The following is a 19198-nucleotide window of genomic DNA, read 5'->3' as shown; positions in this document are numbered from 1 at the left end:
GAACCTGTTCGTCAGTCGACCTGTAATGGTGAAGTGAAGAGCCGTATGCGTTAATAGCGCACGTACGGATCTGTGAGGGGTAAGGGGCGCAATCCAAGAGAAGGAGAGGCCCCGCCTACTCGACTATGTGGGGACAATGATGTATAATATGCACAAAAACGAGAGATAACGGAAGCCGTTGTTACGCTATCACTCTGTTTTTTATGATTTCCATGCCATAGCGGAACGATTACGTCCGCTAATTGCTTCCACTTATTCATTATGGAACAATTACATGTCTGTAAAGAAGAGCGCTTAACAGGTTTAGTTACTAATCGGTGCCAGAGGTTACAAGTTTCGTTAATATCGGCACACTAATGTTTAATTTCAGACATGCTGCAAGCCCACCACTCACTCAACCAACCGGCAAACGAACCAACCGCCAAACGAACCAACCGCCAAACGAACCAACCGCCAAACGAACCAACCGCCAAACGAACCAACCGCCAAACGAACCAACCGCCAAACGAACCAACCGCCAAACGAACCAACCGGCAAACGAACCAACCGCCAAACGAACCAACCGCCAAACCAACCACTCCCCAAACCAACCAACCCCGAGACCAACCCCATCTCACGCAACAATATATGAAGTTGCAGTTAAGTCCCAGCCGGTGACCCAAGTTTTTTCTTAGTTATCTGGTTAGAAGTATGCGAATACAATTTGCTTTATTTCGAACTAAGGCTGCAGCAGCTGTGAAATTCTTCCCAATTTACAATATCTTTATAATATATGGCATTCGAGTTTATACTTCTTTGTTAAAGTAACGAGGACTATTTTAACAAGGAGTGATTGTATTTTGAGTAAGAGAAGCAATAAAGTTCTTTCACTGCTGCTTGCAGCGGAGATGCTGGCAGGCTCGCTGTTTGCCGCTGTCTCAGCACAGGCGGATGCTGCACCGCTAGCGGGAACGCCGTACAAAGCGAACGGAAGCTATGACGTGACAGTTCCGCATGTGTTCATCAATCAGGTGTACGGGGGAGGATTGGACACCGATACTACCGGAACCTACTCTTCCAATGGCTTTATTGAATTATACAATCCAACAGACAGCAACGTAGATTTAAGCAGCTGGTCTTTGCAATATGCGGACCGTGGGGATTCAAGCAAAACCGGTGCAACGAAGGCGTGGGAAAAGTTTAATTTAACGGGTACTATTAAAGCGCACTCCTCATTCTTGATTATTGGGAAGGCAACCGGTGCTTCTTCAGGTAACCTGAAGCTGGATCTTACGAATAAAGGCGACTTTAGTATAAACCGTTATATCAACAACAAAGGCCTTAAGGTTGCGTTGATTAGCAATCAATCGACTCTGACAGAAGCCAATCCGTTTACTAACAAGCTTGCTGGCTATGTGGATATGCTGGGAACCGGAAGCAATGATACAGGTAGCGATATTGACGGCTATGAAACCGCGTACCCATCCGGTTCATTGGAAGGTACATCCAAGAAAAATGCGCTTCGCCGTAAAAATTTGACGGATAACGATAACAATAAAACCGATTTTCAACAAATCGATTACAGTACTGCGAATGAACTAGTCATCAAAGTAAATGAACCGCGTTATGGCTCCTATGGAGAATGGTTCCCTAATGTTACTGTCATGACTGAGACGTTAGCGGACTCCTATCTTGGCCTGCCTTATTCCGCCGTTATTGCAACAACCGGAGGTAAACCGCCTTATACATATAAAGCTACAGGGCTTCCCGCAGGACTTGCCATCAATGCAACGAGCGGTGTAATTGAAGGAGCACCGGCAGCGGGCACGGAAGGATCGAAGACAGTTACCGTTTCCGTCTACGATTCCGTTTACGGCCCTTCCAGCCCGTTGTCTTGGGGCGGCAAAACGCTGGCACTTAATGTCATAACCGGAGCTATCCCGGATAAGATGAGTGTTACGAAGATCGGCGAATATTCCGTAGGCCAAACCAATGCCGATGGCGGTGTAGCCGAAATCGTCAAATATAACAAGGATAACGGAAAGTTTTATATCGTTAACGGCTCCGGCAATCCGCCAACCCTGGACATAGTCAAATTGACGACAGGCGGTTCAATGTCTAAAGACAGAAGTGTCGCTGTTAAAGATTTGTCTGAATCTGGCGGTTTTATGTATGGAGACTTGACCAGTGTAGATATTAACACGGCAACGAAGCGGGTGTTTGTATCTGTACAGGAAAAAGATTCAATGAAGAACGGCAAAATTCTAATGCTGAACTACGATGGAGCTTTGATCAAATCATACGAAGCTGGCGTACAACCGGATATGATCAAATCAACTCCTGATGGCCGCTATGTGCTTACAGCCGATGAGGGCGAGCCTCGGGTTCAAGGCAAGGACCCGGAAGGCAGCATTACTATCGTCGATACAACAACGGACACGGTCACTCGTGTAAAGTTCAATGATCCATCCGTGATAGACGATAAGGTTCATATTCGCGGCGCTTCTGATCCAGTTACCGGCATGATTACCGGCAGCGGCACAAAAGCCGACGCGATTAGAGATCTTGAGCCGGAGTATATCACGCTTTCCGCTGACAATACGAAAGCGTATGTCTCCTTGCAGGAAAACAATGCGGTAGCTGTTGTTGACATCGCGGCTAAGAAAGTACTGGCAGTCAAAGGACTGGGCTATAAGGATTTGAATAATCCGATAAATGCCTTGGATCTGCTAAATGACAGCAAGATCAATTTGGAGAACGTTCCGTTCAACGGCATGTACATGCCGGACGGCATTGCATCTTACGCGGTTAACGGTAAAACCTATCTGTTTACCGGTAATGAAGGGGACGTTACGGATTGGCCGGGCCGCAAGAACGGATCGACAATCAAAGATATGAAGGGTTTGCTGGATCCTACATCAGCTGCCGGTAAATTTCTGAGCGACCCTGCCAATGCTACGAAATACGATAAAGTAGAAGTGGCCAGTGACATGGGAAATAGCGGCATATTTATGTACGGTGGCAGGTCATTCTCCGTATGGAATGCGGATACGATGGAGCAGGTATTTGACAGCGGCAATGACTTTGAGAAAATCACTTCACAGCGCCTGCCGAAATACTTTAACGCAAGCAATAGTAACGCTACATTGGACAGCCGCAGCACGAAGAAGGGACCGGAGCCCGAGGATATTAAGATCGGTGTGGTTGGCGAGAAAGTGTTCGCATTTGTCGGCCTTGAACGGATCGGGGGCATTATGACCTATGATGTAACCGACCCTGCACATCCTGTGTTCTTCAACTACATCAACACACGTGATTTTACAAATGTACTGTCGGATTCTGCTCCGGAGGGCATCGAATTCATACCGGCAACTGCTAGCCCAACAGGACTGCCTTTGCTGCTAGTAGCTAACGAAGTCGGTGGTACCGTTGCAGTATTGCAGCTAAATGTAACCAAGGTAACGTTGGACAAAACATCACTGTCTCTTGAAGCAGGTGCAGCAGCTGCGAAGCTGAACGCTACAGTAGCGCCAGTCGGCGGAACTGCCGCAACTGTAACTTGGAAGTCTTCCAATGTTCCCGTAGCAACGGTTGACTCGAACGGAACTGTTACGCCAGTTAAAGTAGGAATGGCAGTCATTACAGCAACAAGCGCAGACGGTTACGGCGTGGCCGAAGCAAACGTGAAGGTGTTGCCGGCTGGCAGCGGAGAGAGCTGGACGCTTACCGTCATGCATACCAATGATACGCACGCACATTTGGCGGATGCAGCGCGGCGCGCAACATTGGTTAAACAAGTTCGTACAGAGTCGAAAAACAGTATTCTCCTGGATGCAGGGGATGTATTTTCGGGCGATCTGTACTTCACGAAGTGGTTGGGTAAAGCGGATTTGGGCTTCATGAATGATATGGGCTATGACGCTATGACGTTCGGCAATCATGAATTCGACCAAGGAACGGCTGTGCTCGCCAATTTCGTGAAAGATGCGAATTTCCCGCTGGTCAGTTCGAATATTGATTTTTCCAAAGACGCCAACATTCAACCGCTTCTTAAGTCATCGGTAACTCTCAATACCTATGGTAAAGGCGGTATGCGGACTACAGCTTCCGCAGGTGTATACCCGTATGTAATATTGGATGCGGGAGACGGTCATAAGGTCGGTGTATTCGGGCTCACAACAGAGGATACGAAGGAAACATCCAGCCCGGGCAAAGATGTTGTGTTCAATGCGGCAGCAGCTTCAGCAGAACTAACAGTTAAAGCATTGGAAAAAGAAGGAATCAATACGATCATCGCATTATCCCACTTGGGTTATGCACGTGACAAGGATCTTGCGATTGCTGTAGAGGGTATCGATCTAATCGTTGGTGGTCACACACATACGAAGCTGGATGCACCTGAAATTGTAACGGATAGCGTAAAACAGACTCCAACTGTGATCGTTCAGGCAAATGAGTGGGGCAAATTTCTTGGCCGCGTCGATGTTACATTTGACAGCCACGGCAATGTCATCACATCATCTGAATTTACAAAAGGCAAGCTGGAGCCAGTCACTGCAGCGGTTGCTGAAGATGCTGCCGCCAAGGCGAAGCTGGCAGGCTACAATGCGGAGCTCGATGTATTAAAAAATCAAATTATCGGTAAAACAACGGTAATGCTTGACGGCGAGCGCGTGAATGTCCGCGCTAAAGAAACGAATCTGGGCAACTTTATAGCCGATGGTATGCTTTCGAAGGGGAAAGAACTGAAAGGTGCGCAAATCGCTATTCAGAACGGAGGCGGTATCCGAGCTTCGATCCCAGAAGGCGACATTACGATGGGATCAGTAAGAACAGTAATACCGTTTGGCAACACATTATACATTCTCGATGTCACGGGACAGCAGCTGCTGGATGGTTTGGAGAATGGAGTAAGCGGTGCTACTCTTGCTGATTTGCCGGGTAAATTCCCGCAAGTGGCCGGCCTAAAGTTCAAGTGGGACCCGAGTCAACCGGCAGGCAGCCGCGTCTTTGATGTACAGATCAAAAAAGAAACGTCATACGAGCCGCTGAGCTTGACGGCAACTTACCGGATAGCGACCAACAGCTTTATGGCCACTGGCGGTGATGGTTATGCATCATTTGCTCAAGCTGTCACTAATGGAGCTTATCATGAAGATTTGGGTTATCCGGATTACGAAAACTTCATCAATTACGTAAGCTTATTGGGAGGCACAGTCACACCGGCTGTCGAAGGCAGGATAGTGCAGCAAGCTAAGCCAACCGAAACCGGCAACCCAAGCAACCCAAGCAATAATCACCGCTCCGGAGGTTCATCTTCCGTGCCGTCGCCTACTCCTGCCACAGTAGCAGACGGTGGTATTGCGATTAAGCCGGAGCTTGGTAAAACTGAGGACGGCAGAGTACAGGCTAATGTAACGGTTAAGCTTGATGATATTCGCAAGGCATTGGAGCTGAGCCAAGACAAAGTTATCGTTCGTATTGAGTCAGGTGACGCTGCTGCGGTGGTAGCTCAAATTCCTGGTGATGCATTGCTTGCGATTGCAGATAAAAACCGTAATGCTACGCTCGTTATTGCCAGCTCCACTGGATCCTACTCGCTGCCTATTGGCACACTTGATCTTGCAGCTTTGTCCACTAAGCTGAAGACAACAACGGATAAGCTGGAGATCCGCATTACTATGACAACAGCAAATGACCGTCAGAGCTCGGAAGTGTCGGGCGTTGCATCTTCGATGGGTGCTAAGCCGCTCACCAAAGCGGTAGATTTCGCAGTTACGGTAACTGGAAATGGGCAGACAGAATCCGTTACGAATTTCGGAAGTACTTTCGTCAACAGGACTATCAGTGTTGAAGCTGCCGATCTGAAACCTGAACAAAGTACAGGTGTGATGCTGACCCCGACGGGCGAGTTAAGATTTGTGCCATCCGTATTTACCCTTACAGATGGTAAATGGGTTGCGACTCTGAAGCGTAACGGTAACAGCTTGTATACGGTTGTTGAGCATCGCCAAAGCTTCCAGGATACGGCCGCTCATTGGGCCAAAGCCGATGTCGAGCTGTTGGCATCCAAGCTTATTGTGCAAGGAACATCAGATAATCAATTCCAGCCCGACAGCAATATTACTAGAGCGCAATTCACGGCCATCATTGTCAGGTCGCTCGGTCTTGATGATAGCAAGGCTGTCGGATTCAAGGATATTAGCGATAAAGACTGGTTCAAGGGCGCCGTTGCCGCAGCTTTTGATGCGAAGCTGTTGACCGGTTATGAGGACGGCACATTCCGCCCTAATCAACCGATCACTCGCGAGGAGCTCGCGGTATTGATGAACAATGCACTTCGCTATGCAAAGCTGTCAAACGGCTCTCAACAGGCAGATCAGGCTTTGAACATGTTCAAAGACAGTGGCTCTATAGCAGGATGGGCCAAAGAGGCTGTTGCTGCCATCGTTCAAGCCGGCATTGCCAACGGCAAGTCGGAGGGCAACTATGAAGGAAAGGCGCAAGCGACGCGTGCAGAAGCTTCCGTCATGGTCAAGCGTCTTCTGCAAAAAGCGGAATTCATTAATTAACAGTCGATTCATTAATCAGTTTCTGAAAGAAAAGGGGCTTCCACTTAGTGGAAGCCCCTTTTTGCCTATATAGAATTTATATGTTTCGGCGCTCCCCGCAAAGTATCTGAATCAACTTCGAAGCAAGCCCCCACTTTGTGGGGAATTTTTATCCCGAACCTTCCGAACCACCTAATGAAGCAGTCGATTCCAAAGATCTTAACGCTGCAAGCTCTTGTAGAACTCCAAAACTTTGCTTTCGTATTCCGCTGCCAGCTTGGCATGGACTCGTACATGCTCACGACCTGCGGAAGGTTTCCATATTTGGAAGCGGTCCTTATGCTTCTCCCACATCGATTCGCTGTTCTGATAAGGGATAGAAGCGTCCTCAGCAGAATGAATAAACAATACAGGTCGTGGATAGATACGATCCACAGCAGTCAAGCCATCGACCTGATCCGTCACAATCCCGGTTAAAGGCGGCAGAATGCCGAGAATTAACGGGGTGAACGGATAGTTGGGCAGCTTCGACCAGACAGGCAGATTATCTTCCAAATAGCGGGTCAGATGGTTAAATGGACTGTCCGCTACCACGCCTGCGATTTGTGGGTCCTCAGCAGCCGCAAGAAGAGCGACGGTACCTCCCATAGAGAAACCGTGCAAAGCAATCGGCTCTGGATGATGGGCACGGGTCCAATCGATAGCCCCCAATAGATCGAATTTCTCCAAATAGCCTACCGTAGTTAAATTGCCCTCCGACTCGCCTGAATTTCGGAAGTCGAACATTAACACATTATAACCCTGTGCTGCAAGTTCTTTGGCTAATTTAAGGGCTTCAGCTCCTGATTGGAGTCGATTTTCCCGGTAGCCGTGAGCGAATATGATGTTCATTTTTGCAGGAGTAGAGGTGTCTGAAGCTGGGATAAACCAGCCCTTTAGCTTAACATCTTTATTGCGGCTCTCAAATTCCACCGGCTCAAACGATAATCCGTATTTGTCTGGGCTATCGGTTAATGCCTTGTGTTCGGGGTGAGTAAGCTTCCAGCCGACATAGGTGGAAATGGTGACGCTAGCTACTGCCAGTACGAGCAATAGCAGGACAAAAGTCCATAATAGTTTTTTGGATCGGGCACCGCGAGGGCGTGCCGCTCTGGTAATCGCGGGAGTTGGTCGCATGGAAGTAATTCCTTTCCTAGTAGCTCATTATAGTAAAAGGTCCCTCTTATTATACGACAAGCCGCTCGCAGGCAAAAGTAGGTTCTGTGTGATATTCGATTAGGGACTAGACCGGTTTAACGAAAACGGTGGTAAAGCCCAGAGGAAACAGCGGCAACCAGCAATAAGGCTAAAGCCCATAACGGGTTGGAAAACGTAAAGAGACAAGGAATAGCAAGCAGGATAAGGATACCCAGATGAATGCGGTACCTGATAAAGCTGACCGAACGTTTCCGCTGCTCCAAGCGTATCGGGTATATATGCTGCCATACATGTTCGTGATAGTAAAGCTTCATCTCGGATAACTGCAGTGCGCTAATAACCGTAAATACCAAATAAATGGACGCCAGTGCTATATCATTGTGAACGGCTGCAAGCAAAAGGATGCCGATAAGCGTTAATCTCATAGTAATTCCGAACAGCTCCGAGCGCAGCCATACAAGAGTGTACAAATAGGAGTAGGTATGATCCTGTCGAAAAGCAATCCATCTGGCGATTCTGTCCAAGCCGCGTACATTCCTTGCTTTACCTTGGACGGAAGGCACGTCGACGAACCAATTCAAGATGCGGTAAATACTTGCTTTATGCTGCAGCTCAATGTCGATTAACAAGCTCCAATTCACAATGTGCTGTCTGGGAAGCCGCAGTAAACCAAGATAAGCAATCGCAAGAAGCGACAGCAGCAAGATGCCTACAGCCGGTTTGCTGGCTATGACGCAGTACGCGGCAATGGCGCTTAGGATCCATCTCATCATTTGAAAGAGGAGCCTTGTCCGTTTCTCTTGTATTTGAAGCTCGGTCCATTTTCCGAACAGCATGATTCTTTTATACACGCACCAAACGATCAGCAATAGTAAGAACATCCAGCCGTTCGAGGCGGCAAGCTTGTGGTAGAGAGGCCAGATGATTAACCAGACGGCCGCTACGGCTGCTAGCTGTGCGATTAACGCACGGTTCATGGCTGCTTTAAGGTAGGCTTTCATTCCGCTTTCCTGAGGCAGGAGGAACAAAGTATCGGCTTCCTGCAAGTAGGTACGGATTCGTCCGCCAGCAAGAGCAGGGAGCATAACGGCGGCGGATAACAGTTGCCAAGGAAAGTCAGGCGTAACCCATTGCAAGAACTGTTTATAACCGATAGAGAAAAGCAGAAAGCCGACGACAACAGCCATGGCTGCGCTTTGCATTGCGTACTGAAGATAGGGACGAATTTCTTTGAAAAACAGTGACGCGCGACTCCGGTATAAAGCATGCAAATCAATCAAAGATGGTCAGCTCCTTGTCACCAAATCGCAAAAAACGTCGTCCAACGGTGCAGCGGCAGGCATGCCGGCAACATCGCGGAGTGCATCTACATCTCCTGAAGCTATCAGCTTCCCCTGATGCAGAACGAGGAAACGGTCACAATAACGTTCAATAGTAGCTAAAATATGGGAGCTTATAAGAATGGCGGCACCGCTCTGCTTTACGGTTACCATTAGTTCCAACAGAGAACGCATGCTTAACGGGTCGAGACCAAGAAACGGCTCATCTATTATATAGAGCTCGGGCTGGACAATGAAGGCGCACAGAATCATGACCTTCTGACGCATGCCTTTGGAGAGATGCGAAGAAAGCCTCTCTGTAAGAGTGTCCATCTGAAACTGCTGCAGCAATGGAGCCGAACGCTGCTCATAGGTGTTACGGTCGATACCGTATGCCCTCGCAGTTAATTCCAAATGCTCACGGACAGTTAGCTCCTCATATAAGAGCGGGCTTTCCGGCACGTAGGCAAATGTCTTCCTGTATTGCTCCTGTGATTCCGCCAGACGCTGACCCTTTAAGCGGATCTCCCCCTGATGAGGCGTCATCAATCCTAGAATATGCTTGATTGTAGTGCTTTTACCCGCACCATTCAATCCAATTAAGCCTACCATTTCGCCAGGCTGTACATGAAACGACAGGTTATGCAGGACAGGCTGAAGTCGGCTGTACCCACCGGTAACAGCTTCCACTTCCAGAATCGGTTTCACATGTGTTCCTCCTCACACTCAATCTCTTTCTTATTAGACTAGCTGAAATGGCGGCGGTTTTCCAGTTTCGCGCATGGCAGTACTCAAAAAAGCCATCCAACTTCTAGTGTACGAAGCGATGGCCTTAGATTTATGAATGTTACTTGCTTCTGGCGGATGTTGACAAGGTGCCCTCTTATTTATTCTCCTTTTTCTTATCTTGATTTTGATTTTGATTGCTCTTTTGATTGCTCTGGCTCTTATTGTTTCCCCCGCCGCTTTGCGCTCCATTGCTTTCCTGTGCTTTTTGCAGCTTTTTCAGCTGCTGCTTGTCCAGCTTACGCTGGGTTTCAGCCTCTTTGAATTCGTACTGCTTAATATCCTTGTACATTTTCATCTGAGATTGAAGCTCTGTATCGATAGGCTTGTCTTGCTTTTGGCTCTGTGCCTTTTGGCTGCTGTTTTTGCTTTTGTTAGCACCTGATTGCTGCTGCGTTTTTTTATTTGTGCATCCGGAAGTTAGGGCGAGAAGCAGGAAACAAAGAAGGATAACCACCATTTTTTTCATAAAATGTAACAGCTCCTTTGCCTTGATACCTGTAGGTTGCCCTGAACTTGGAAAATCATTTATATATTTTTAATAAAAAAAGTTTGAATATTTGTATACATTTGAATACAATAGAGTAAGGGAAGTTAGTTTTGCTAACGCAGGAACTTGAGATTGGCTTCAAAAAGTAAACTATCCTTACAGGGAGTTTTTGGGAGGGGTGGGAAAATGGCAGAAACATACCGCAAATCGAAGATTGAGCATTACTTGGAACGGCTTCAAGTGCGCAAGCAGTCATTGATGAATCAAATGGATATGACTGAGTTGGAGAACTCGCGAGAATTTATTTGCGGGCAGTTATCCGCTATCGATCTTATTATTTTGGAAATAACCGTTGAGTTTGGCCTCGGAAACACAAAAAACGAAGGGGGAGAAGCTGATGACAGGGAATGCAGTCCAAAATAACACCGCACAGCATTTTTCACCGCAGCATAATCGGGCTACCAGAGTTAAGCTTTTAAAGAGGGCCATATTTATTGTGCTGGGTGCGGGATTCGTATCAGTAGGGTTAGAAATTTTTCTTGTACCAAACAATATTATTGATGGTGGGGTTGTCGGGATATCCATCATCTTAGCTCATTTGACAAAGATTCCACTCGGCATTTTTCTGTTTCTTCTTAACCTGCCGTTCTTCTTTCTTGGTTACAAGCAGATTGGAAAAACATTCGCTTTATCCACTTTGTTTGGCGTATTGGTCATGTCCTTAGGTACTTGGCTGCTGCATCCGGTTCCACCTTTGACTATTGATCCATTGTTGGCAACTGTATTTGGAGGGATTATTCTTGGTGTAGGCGTAGGTATGGTAATTAGAACAGGGGGGTCGCTTGACGGAACGGAAATCGTTGCCATTCTGGTTAATAAAAAGTCACCCTTTTCAGTAGGCGAAATTGTAATGTTCTTCAATCTGTTTATACTTGGCAGCGCAGGCTTCGTATTCGGATGGGATCATGCGATGTATTCATTAATAGCCTATTATATAGCTTTTAAAATGATTGACATCACCATAGAAGGATTCGACGAGTCCAAATCGGTATGGATTATTAGCGAATCGTACCGGGATATCGGTGAAGCTATTCTTAGCCGATTGGGCCGGGGGGTTACCTATTTGAATGGTGAAGGCGGATTTACAGGCGGCGATAAAAAAGTCATTTTTTGTGTCATTACAAGGCTGGAGGAAGCGAAACTAAAGTCTATTGTGGAGGACTTCGATCCTACGGCATTTTTGGCAGTAGGCAACATTCATGATGTGAAGGGCGGACGTTTTAAGAAGAAAGATATTCATTGACATATAAGAAAAATTTATGTTTGCTATAAGCAATTACTGGTTGTGCAATTTGCCCCTATACTATATATTACAAATACTAAAGCCTAATGTTAGAATAAGTGACATTTGGGGAGTGGGGGAATTATGCGGAGGCTGGAAGGAAAACGGGTTGCACTGACCGGGCCTAGAAAGGCTGCAGAGCTTAGTATTATAGTGGAGAAGCTGGGAGGCATTCCGCTGGTTCGTCCGGCGCAAGGAACAGTGGCCATTGTTAAGGAAGAGGTAGAAGCGGAAATAACGAAGTTCCTTCAAGAAGGTGCGGACTGGATCATTATTACTACATCCATGGGAGCTGAGATGCTGTATCAAGCTGCTGAGGGAATGGGGCTGGCCGATGCTTTTATTGAACGGTTGAAACAGACGAAGATTGCGGCCCGCGGCTACAAGACGTTCAAATATTTAAAAACATTAGAGCTTGACCCGACGGTCAAGGCTGATGATGGGACCACCGTCGGCATATTGAGAGAGCTGCAATCCTGTGATATGCGCGGAAGCCGTGTGGCGCTCCAGCTGTATGGCGATCATGCACCGCAGCTCGTAAAATGGCTGCAGGAACAGCAGGCTAATTACTACGAGATATTGCCGTATAGGCATATTCCTCCAGAATTAAGTGTGGTGGATACGCTATTATCGGAGATTATACAAGGTGAGGTAGATGCCGTTACTTTTACAAGTACTCCTCAGGTTCGTTTTCTAATGGCTTATGCCAGGGAACAAGGGAACTCTGAGCAGCTGCTTGCAGCCTTCAGGGAGCATGCGGTTGCCGTAGCCGTAGGCAAGGTGACTGCCGAAGCTTTGAGGGATGAAGGTATAGAGCGGGTCGTAGCTCCTGTGGAAGAGCGGATGGGCAGCATGATAGTATCGCTGGCACAGTATTACGATATTCAGTGAGCTTTCCTATAATTGTTTGGTCAGATCATAAGGGTATGGTATACTTTTCCTGAAAAGTTAACCTATCCTTTTTTTGTTGGAGGCCTCATGAATACAAACGCTGTAGTGCAGCTTCGTAATGTAACCAAACGGATTGGCTCCAAAACGATTGTTGATAATCTATCGTTCGATGTGCTCCCAGGGGAAGTGTTCGGATTTCTAGGGCCGAACGGAGCCGGTAAAACAACGACAATTCGTATGATGGTCGGATTGATGTCACTTACACAAGGGGAAGTACTGGTCAACGGTTTAAGTGTGAAAAGGCAGTTTGAACAGGCTATGGTCCATGTAGGTGCGATTGTAGAGAATCCCGAGTTTTACAAGTTTCTGAGTGGCTATCAAAATCTTCAGCACTTTGCCCGTATGATTCCAGGTATTACGGAAGAAAGGCTGCAGGAAGTTATAGCTCTTGTCCGATTAGAGCATCGTATACATGATAAAGTGAAAACTTACTCTTTAGGAATGAGACAACGGCTTGGAGTAGCTCAGGCTATCCTGCATCGTCCCGATGTATTGATTTTGGACGAGCCGACGAATGGTCTCGATCCGGAAGGCATACGAGAGCTCCGTGATTATTTGCGTCAGCTATCCAGAGAGGAAGGGCTTGCGGTCATCGTTTCAAGCCATCTACTCTCGGAGATGGAGCTGATGTGCGACCGTGTAGCGATTATACAGAACGGCAAGCTGCTGGATGTACGTTCCTTCAAAAATTTGGAGAACGAGTCAAAGCTGCTGGAGGTTCAATTCGATGTGGACAACGGGGAAGAAGCGGTGCGAATTGCTACTGGCTTTGCCGGTAAGCAGGCAGTGAGCTGGAGTCCGTCATCACAAGCGCCGGCAATTAAAGGTACGAAACCATCAGGGAGCTCTGGTGAGACAGCGCCGGCAGTAGCGGTCATTGCAGAGAATGAGATTGGCATATTGACGGTGCGCTTGAACGGAGGGCGCGACGATATTGCTGAGTTGAACAAGCGCTTGGTTTCCGCAGCAGTGCGGGTATACGGTATCCATACGCACAGCAAATCCTTGGAGGATCAATTCCTAGAGGTGACGAGGGGGAATCAAATTGTCTAGCTTTTTTCGGCACGTACAAAATGAGCAGATGAAAATATATAGCCGCACCCGGACGTGGGTCATGCTGGGCATTGTGGTTTTGGCTGTCCTGTCAATGGCATTGATGATGAAATATGCAATGGATTTAGGCGTAAATCATGCTTTTCCTTTCCTCGGGATGAGTACAAGTTTGACATGGCTTGTCTTTATTTTCTCGGTTATTATTGCCGGGGATAGTGTGGCCTCCGAGTTTACATGGGGTACCATTAAGCTTCTGTTGATTCGTCCAGTGACCCGTGCTAAAATTTTAGCGGCCAAGTACGTATCTGTGTTTATTTTCCTCATTACACTGCTGCTCGTTTTGTTCATTACCTCCTATTTTGTAGGACTGCTGTTTTTCGGCCTGAGTGGTACAATCACCGAGCAGGATGCTCTATCGAATATTTTACGGGTGTACGGGTTGAAATGGGTGGATCTGCTGATGTCCGTTACATTGGCGTTCATGATCTCCGCTGCTTTCCGCAGCAGCTCATTGGCTATCGGATTGTCTATGCTGCTCATGTTTACTGCGAATGGTGTAGTATTATTACTTGCAAGCCTTAGATACACATGGGCAAAATACTTGCTGTTTGCTAATACTGATCTGTCTCCTTATTTTATGGGCGGAAAACCATTGGTTGAAGGAATGACTTTGGGCTTTTCAGTTAGCATGCTGATTGCTTATTGGGTTTTATTCTACGGCGCCGCATGGCTTCTATTTACAAAAAGAGATGTGGCGGGCTAACAGTAAATTAAAAATGGATATTAAAAAAACGACCAAGCGCATGAGAGCGAATAATCAGTTACGCTGCTGCCTTGGTTGTTTTTGGCAATTATTCGGGTGACTCATTGCATACAGCGGCAGGGGCTTGGGAAGAAGGATCCTCGAGCAGCTGAGTTACTCTTTCTTCCAGCAGCAGCGGATCAATCGGCTTAGCTATATAGCCCTGCGCCCCAAGCTTAATGCCGCGTACAACCGTATCCTTACGTGTATCGCCGGTTAATAAAAGTATGGGAATGGATCGGGTCTTGCTAAGTGACTTGAGCTTGGTTAAAGCCTCAAGTCCATCCATTTGAGGAAGATTAATGTCAAGCAAGATGAGATCGTAGTGGGTAATCCTCGAAATTACCGAAAGAAAATCAACAGCCGACGAGTATCTATCCACTTCATACTGATCTTCGAATATTTGTTTTACCAGCAGGCAGAACGGTGAGCTGTCATCAATAAGTGCGATATGCTTGGTTGCCATTAGGGGACACTTCCTTTTTATAATTTTAGACTTATAAGTTTTCAGCGGAGCTGAAGAAGTCTGATATTGCAAGAAAAGCAACCGCTAAGACACGAATGTATCTTCATCGAGAGGGCTTCGAATAGAAGCTTTTCTTATAATATTAGAAAGTATAAGTTTGAACCGGAGGTTCACCTTTCTGATATTGCAAGAAAAGCTACAACTTAGACACGAATGTATCTTCATCGAGAGGGCTTCGAATAGAAGCTTTTCTTATATAGTTAGGAGTTGAATATGATGTCTATGTCTCAAGAGGATAGGGAGCGGCGGATGAAGGCTATTCTTGAGAAAACTAAAAAGTTGTTTCTCCAGGATGCCTACCAGCGAGCCGCAGAGCTAAAGGAAAACATTGCCTTATGGGAACAAAATGATTCACATAGGGAATCGGAAGCTAATGGTAAACTGGGAGAAAGCATGTACCGGTATGCCCATACGCTCAAAGGCGTTGCCTTAACTGTAGGATGTGAGGGTATTCACCAGCTCAGTGAAGCTGCAGACTCTTACAGTATACAACATTTGGATGCTTGGACAGAAGAAACTCTTCGCACAATGATTCAATTTCTGGAACAATTATTTAAGGAGCTTTATCGTGAGATGGATAAGGAAAATTAAGGTTTCTTGGAGATAGGCTTTAGAAAAAGGAAAACCGACATTTGTGTCGAATCATTGTTTGTATACCAAATATATCAAGAGGAGAACGGCCTATTCCATGATTGAATTTCAAAATGTTTCCAAGGTTTATCCCAATGGGACCGTGGGTCTAAGCAATATCAATTTAACGATTCAGCCCGGGGAATTTGTTGTAATTGTAGGATTGTCAGGAGCGGGGAAATCGACGCTTCTGCGCTCCATGAACCGTTTAAATGAAATAACCGATGGTCAGATTCTAATTGACGGAAAATCGCTAACTGCAGCTCGGGGAGTGGAGCTTCGCCGTATGCGCCGCGATATCGGTATGATCTTCCAAAGCTTTAATTTGGTTAAGCGCGTTTCTGTACTTCGCAACGTGCTGTCTGGCCGTGTCGGGTATCATTCCACATGGAGGACTTTGCTCGGACTGTTTCCTAAACATGATCTTGAACTTTCACTGAAAGCTCTGGAGCGTGTTAATATTCGTGAGAAAGCCTACGCTCGTGCTGATGAGCTCTCAGGGGGTCAACAGCAGCGTGTATCCATTGCGCGCGCCTTGGCGCAGGAGGCCAAAATTATATTGGCTGATGAGCCTGTAGCTTCTTTGGATCCTTTAACAACGCGTCAGGTTATGGATGATTTGAAGCGGATCAATCAGGACCTGGGGATCACTACAGTCGTCAATCTTCACTTTATCGATTTGGCACGTGAGTATGCAACAAGAATTATTGGTTTGCGTGCAGGAAAGGTAGTATTTGACGGTCCTGTATCGGAAGCGACGGATGATAAGTTCTCGGAAATTTATGGACGCGAAATCAAGAAGGATGAGCTATTGGGGGGGGAAGCCTGATGTCTTCATCCGATCGTGGCCCAGATTTGCTCAAAAAGCCGTCATCACTGAAACCAACTCTTTCTATCATCTTGGTGCTCCTGCTACTGGTTGGAAGCGCCTATAAGACCGATGCTTCACTAATTGAGCTTATCGAAGGCATTCCGGAGATGGGCAAGCTGTTTCAGGATATGTATCCACCCAACTGGAGTTATTTAAGCACCATATATGAACCAATGCTGGAAACCATTCGCATGGCCATCATCGGTACAGTTATCGGGTCGCTGTTTGCAATCCCGATTTCTTTTCTTGCGGCACGAAATGTAACCCGCGTTCCTGTTCTGGGGGTTATTTCGCGGTTTATACTGAATCTCGTACGGACTATTCCGGATCTCATGTTTGCCGGTGTGTTCGCAGCAATTGTAGGTTATGGAGCTCTGGCCGGAGCGATTGCACTAGCTTTCTTTTCATTCGGACTTGTGTCCAAGCTGACTTATGAATCTATTGAATCTATCGACCCAGGTCCGTTGGAGGCAATGACGGCAGTGGGGGCTAATAAGCTTCAATGGATTCAATTCGGTGTTGTGCCGCAAGTAATGGCTCAATTTGCTGCTTACGTTCTGTATACGTTTGAGGTGAATGTCAGAGCGGCAGCTATCCTCGGGTTTGTAGGAGCTGGGGGGATCGGGTTGATCCTTCAGCGTTCCTTGGATCGGCTTCGTTACGATCAGGCGTCCACGATTATCTTGTTTACTCTTGTAGTCGTGCTAATTATTGATTATGTCAGTACTAAGTTACGGGAGAGACTGCTATGACGGATACTTTAAAAAAGAATGTTGGTACCCGCATCCGCCATTGGTCGGTTACATTATTTTTTGTTATTATTTGCGTTTGGGCTTTTACGGGAATCGAGTTTACAGGGATTAAAGAAACAGCCGGACAAGTATCGAAGGCAATTCTTCGTGGTTTGCTTAACCCGGATTGGGGTTATGTGTATTTGCCTGAAGGAGAGGACTTGCTTCGAGGGCTTCTGGAAACGGCGGCAATTGCTGTGCTGGGTACGTTTATATCAGCAGTTTTGTGCGTTCCGTTTGCTTTCTGGGCGGCTAGCAACAAAGGAAAAGGACGCTGGGCAACCAGCAGCGGTAAATTTATGCTAAGCCTGATCCGGACGTTTCCGGAAGTCGTCATGGCGATTATCTTTATTAAGGCTGTTGGACCAGGTTCCTATGCCGGGGCGCTGGCTTTAGGGGTTCACTCCATAGGTATGCTTGGTAAGCTGTACTCCGAGGCTATTGAGAATCTAGACAGAGGACCAAGAGAAGCGCTTATTGCATGCGGAGCTAACAAGCTGCAGACATTGTGGTTTGCCGTAATTCCGCAAGTACTGCCGGACTTCTTCTCATTTGCTTTATACCGTTTTGAAATCAATATTCGTTCCGCGGCTATCCTTGGTGTTATTGGCGCTGGGGGGATTGGTACTCCGCTAATATTCGCGCTGGATGCGCGTAGTTGGAACAGAGTTGGTATCATTTTGCTCGGCGTAGTTGTTATGGTTACGATTATTGACCTGATCTCAGGGTATATCCGCAGAAGACTGGTTTAATTAAATGATGAAATCCCGGGAACCTTAATGGTTGTCGGGATTTTTTGATATTAACAGACTTTATAAGTTTCAGCGGAGCTGAAGAAGTCAGATATTGCAAAGAAAAGCTACAACTTAAACGCGAATGTATCTTCCTCTAAGGGGCTTTGTTCAGAAACTTTTCTTATAATATTAGAAATATAAGTTCGAACCGGAGGTTCACCTTTCTAATATTGCAAGAAAAGCTACCGCTCAGACACGAATGTATCTTCATCGAGAGGGCTTCGAATAGAAGCTTTTCTTATAATATTTAGAAAGTATAAGTTTGAACCGGAGGTTCACCTTTCTAATATTGCAAGAAAAGCTACCGCTCAGACACGAATGTATCTTCATCGAAAGGGATTCGAATGAAGCTTTTCTTATAATATTTGGACTCAAAACCGAAATCAGCGCTTGACGAAGTCATTCGATTTCGTCTCCGTGTCCAGCCTGGCCCTAGACAAAAACTTAAAAAAGGTAATGACAGCGCACACGACTTTATTCGAATTTATTCGACTTGAAGCCACTGCATGCTGCCAGAAACCTGCATTTATACAGCCTTTGGCCGGTATATCCGAAGTCTCATTGAATTCATGCAAATGTGCATTTATTTTTTCATTCTTAGCTTAACCGGAGCGTTTTCCATGAAAATTGATGTACTTTTGCAGGTTTGTTCTCTCTACAGCGTTTCCGGTAGGAAAATAACTGCGCATTTGCAGGATTTTGTGAGGACTAGTGGTCGGGGGAGGGTCAAGTACTAATTTTGAGGTTGAGCCAATATTTGAAGGCTATAAGTTGAAGCGGAAGTTAACCTTCCTAATATTGCAAGAAAAGACACCTTGAGGACACGAATGTATCTTCATCGAGAGAGCTTTCCAACGCGCGCGAATCTCGGGTTCGCGTTGCGGCATTGCATGGCGGACGGTCGAACCCCACGCGGCCTCGAATAGGAGGGAGACTAGGATTTCGGGCGGCCACCGAAAGAAAGAAAGAAAGAAAATAGATGGAAATCCTCCACTAGCGTTGCATCAGACCTTACACATCATCAACTTAGTAAATCATCGTGTGAAAATTCACAAAGTTTTTCCATGACATAGTTAAAACACAACCCCACCTAAGCGTAGGTACATATTTCCAAAA

General features: G+C 46.5%; 16 protein-coding genes. 10 read left to right on the top strand and 6 right to left on the bottom strand.

The features are described from left to right. Positions 1-353: 353 nt before the first annotated feature. The gene (locus NV381_RS37470) at positions 354-569 is read right to left on the bottom strand and encodes a hypothetical protein (RefSeq protein WP_258218355.1); all 216 of its coding nucleotides are present in this window, start codon (positions 567-569) and stop codon (positions 354-356) included. Positions 570-839: 270 nt separating this feature from the next. Between NV381_RS37470 and NV381_RS37465 the strand changes: the two genes are divergently transcribed. Continuing rightward, the gene (locus tag NV381_RS37465; RefSeq protein WP_258218354.1) at positions 840-6551 is read left to right on the top strand and encodes a choice-of-anchor I family protein; all 5712 of its coding nucleotides are present in this window, start codon (positions 840-842) and stop codon (positions 6549-6551) included. A 198-nt stretch (positions 6552-6749) separates the two neighbouring features. On the opposite strand, the gene NV381_RS37460 is transcribed toward NV381_RS37465, so the two are convergent. From NV381_RS37460 to NV381_RS37445, 4 genes are all read right to left on the bottom strand, one after another. Beyond that, positions 6750-7706, bottom strand: coding sequence for an alpha/beta hydrolase (locus NV381_RS37460; RefSeq protein ID WP_258218353.1), 957 nt, complete (start codon positions 7704-7706; stop codon positions 6750-6752). Between the two features lie 116 nt (positions 7707-7822). Then, on the bottom strand, positions 7823-9007 hold the full coding sequence (locus NV381_RS37455) for an ABC transporter permease (RefSeq protein WP_258218352.1): 1185 nt from the start codon (positions 9005-9007) through the stop codon (positions 7823-7825). A gap of 6 nt (positions 9008-9013) precedes the next feature. Continuing rightward, positions 9014-9754: an ABC transporter ATP-binding protein gene (locus NV381_RS37450; RefSeq protein ID WP_258218351.1), complete on the bottom strand. Its 741-nt coding sequence runs from the start codon at positions 9752-9754 to the stop codon at positions 9014-9016. Positions 9755-9929: 175 nt separating this feature from the next. Continuing rightward, entirely contained in the window at positions 9930-10301 is a 372-nt protein-coding gene (locus NV381_RS37445; RefSeq protein WP_258218350.1) for a hypothetical protein, read from the bottom strand. Positions 10302-10508: 207 nt separating this feature from the next. Between NV381_RS37445 and NV381_RS37440 the strand changes: the two genes are divergently transcribed. From NV381_RS37440 to NV381_RS37420, 5 genes are all read left to right on the top strand, one after another. Then, a complete protein-coding gene (locus tag NV381_RS37440) occupies positions 10509-10745 on the top strand; it encodes a hypothetical protein (protein ID WP_258218349.1) in 237 nt (78 codons plus the stop codon). Beyond that, positions 10720-11625 (top strand): YitT family protein, encoded by a 906-nt coding sequence (locus NV381_RS37435; protein WP_258218348.1) that lies wholly within the window; start codon positions 10720-10722, stop codon positions 11623-11625. Before NV381_RS37440 ends, NV381_RS37435 begins: the two co-directional genes overlap by 26 nt. A gap of 123 nt (positions 11626-11748) precedes the next feature. Then, positions 11749-12555, top strand: coding sequence for a uroporphyrinogen-III synthase (locus NV381_RS37430; protein WP_258218347.1), 807 nt, complete (start codon positions 11749-11751; stop codon positions 12553-12555). An 87-nt stretch (positions 12556-12642) separates the two neighbouring features. Beyond that, positions 12643-13668, top strand: a complete 1026-nt coding sequence (locus tag NV381_RS37425) for an ABC transporter ATP-binding protein (protein WP_258218346.1) — start codon at positions 12643-12645, stop codon at positions 13666-13668. Further along, entirely contained in the window at positions 13661-14431 is a 771-nt protein-coding gene (locus NV381_RS37420) for an ABC transporter permease (protein WP_258218345.1), read from the top strand. Before NV381_RS37425 ends, NV381_RS37420 begins: the two co-directional genes overlap by 8 nt. A gap of 88 nt (positions 14432-14519) precedes the next feature. Here the strand turns inward: NV381_RS37420 and NV381_RS37415 are convergent, their stop codons facing one another. Further along, positions 14520-14936 carry a response regulator gene (locus tag NV381_RS37415; protein WP_258218344.1) on the bottom strand — a complete coding sequence of 139 codons (417 nt, stop codon included), beginning with the start codon at positions 14934-14936 and terminating at the stop codon, positions 14520-14522. Positions 14937-15209: 273 nt separating this feature from the next. On the opposite strand from NV381_RS37415, the gene NV381_RS37410 reads away from it, so the two are divergent. From NV381_RS37410 to phnE (NV381_RS37395), 4 genes are all read left to right on the top strand, one after another. Then, on the top strand, positions 15210-15587 hold the full coding sequence (locus NV381_RS37410) for an Hpt domain-containing protein (RefSeq protein WP_258218343.1): 378 nt from the start codon (positions 15210-15212) through the stop codon (positions 15585-15587). Positions 15588-15684: 97 nt separating this feature from the next. Further along, a complete protein-coding gene (gene phnC, locus NV381_RS37405) occupies positions 15685-16455 on the top strand; it encodes a phosphonate ABC transporter ATP-binding protein (RefSeq protein ID WP_258218342.1) in 771 nt (256 codons plus the stop codon). Continuing rightward, the gene (gene phnE / locus NV381_RS37400; RefSeq protein ID WP_258218341.1) at positions 16455-17249 is read left to right on the top strand and encodes a phosphonate ABC transporter, permease protein PhnE; all 795 of its coding nucleotides are present in this window, start codon (positions 16455-16457) and stop codon (positions 17247-17249) included. The genes phnC and phnE (NV381_RS37400) overlap by 1 nt, the downstream gene beginning before the upstream one ends. Next, positions 17246-18040 (top strand): phosphonate ABC transporter, permease protein PhnE, encoded by a 795-nt coding sequence (phnE, locus tag NV381_RS37395; protein WP_258218340.1) that lies wholly within the window; start codon positions 17246-17248, stop codon positions 18038-18040. The genes phnE (NV381_RS37400) and phnE (NV381_RS37395) overlap by 4 nt, the downstream gene beginning before the upstream one ends. Positions 18041-19198: the final 1158 nt, after the last annotated feature.

The sequence above is a fragment of the Paenibacillus radicis (ex Xue et al. 2023) genome (assembly GCF_024722015.1).
In the GTDB taxonomy this organism is placed as follows: Bacteria; Bacillota; Bacilli; order Paenibacillales; family NBRC-103111; genus Paenibacillus_S.
The sequence above is the reverse complement of the archived record's forward strand: the minus strand, read 5'-3'. Positions and strand labels throughout refer to the sequence as shown.

Coding starts and splice junctions, on each gene's coding strand:
- NV381_RS37425 (WP_258218346.1), top strand. CDS start 12,643: ATGAATACAAACGCTGTAGTGCAGCTTCGTAATGTAACCAAACGGATT.
- NV381_RS37445 (WP_258218350.1), bottom strand. CDS start 10,301: ATGAAAAAAATGGTGGTTATCCTTCTTTGTTTCCTGCTTCTCGCCCTA.
- NV381_RS37415 (WP_258218344.1), bottom strand. CDS start 14,936: ATGGCAACCAAGCATATCGCACTTATTGATGACAGCTCACCGTTCTGC.
- phnE (WP_258218341.1), top strand. CDS start 16,455: ATGTCTTCATCCGATCGTGGCCCAGATTTGCTCAAAAAGCCGTCATCA.
- NV381_RS37430 (WP_258218347.1), top strand. CDS start 11,749: ATGCGGAGGCTGGAAGGAAAACGGGTTGCACTGACCGGGCCTAGAAAG.
- phnE (WP_258218340.1), top strand. CDS start 17,246: ATGACGGATACTTTAAAAAAGAATGTTGGTACCCGCATCCGCCATTGG.
- NV381_RS37435 (WP_258218348.1), top strand. CDS start 10,720: ATGACAGGGAATGCAGTCCAAAATAACACCGCACAGCATTTTTCACCG.
- phnC (WP_258218342.1), top strand. CDS start 15,685: ATGATTGAATTTCAAAATGTTTCCAAGGTTTATCCCAATGGGACCGTG.
- NV381_RS37410 (WP_258218343.1), top strand. CDS start 15,210: ATGATGTCTATGTCTCAAGAGGATAGGGAGCGGCGGATGAAGGCTATT.
- NV381_RS37460 (WP_258218353.1), bottom strand. CDS start 7,706: ATGCGACCAACTCCCGCGATTACCAGAGCGGCACGCCCTCGCGGTGCC.
- NV381_RS37440 (WP_258218349.1), top strand. CDS start 10,509: ATGGCAGAAACATACCGCAAATCGAAGATTGAGCATTACTTGGAACGG.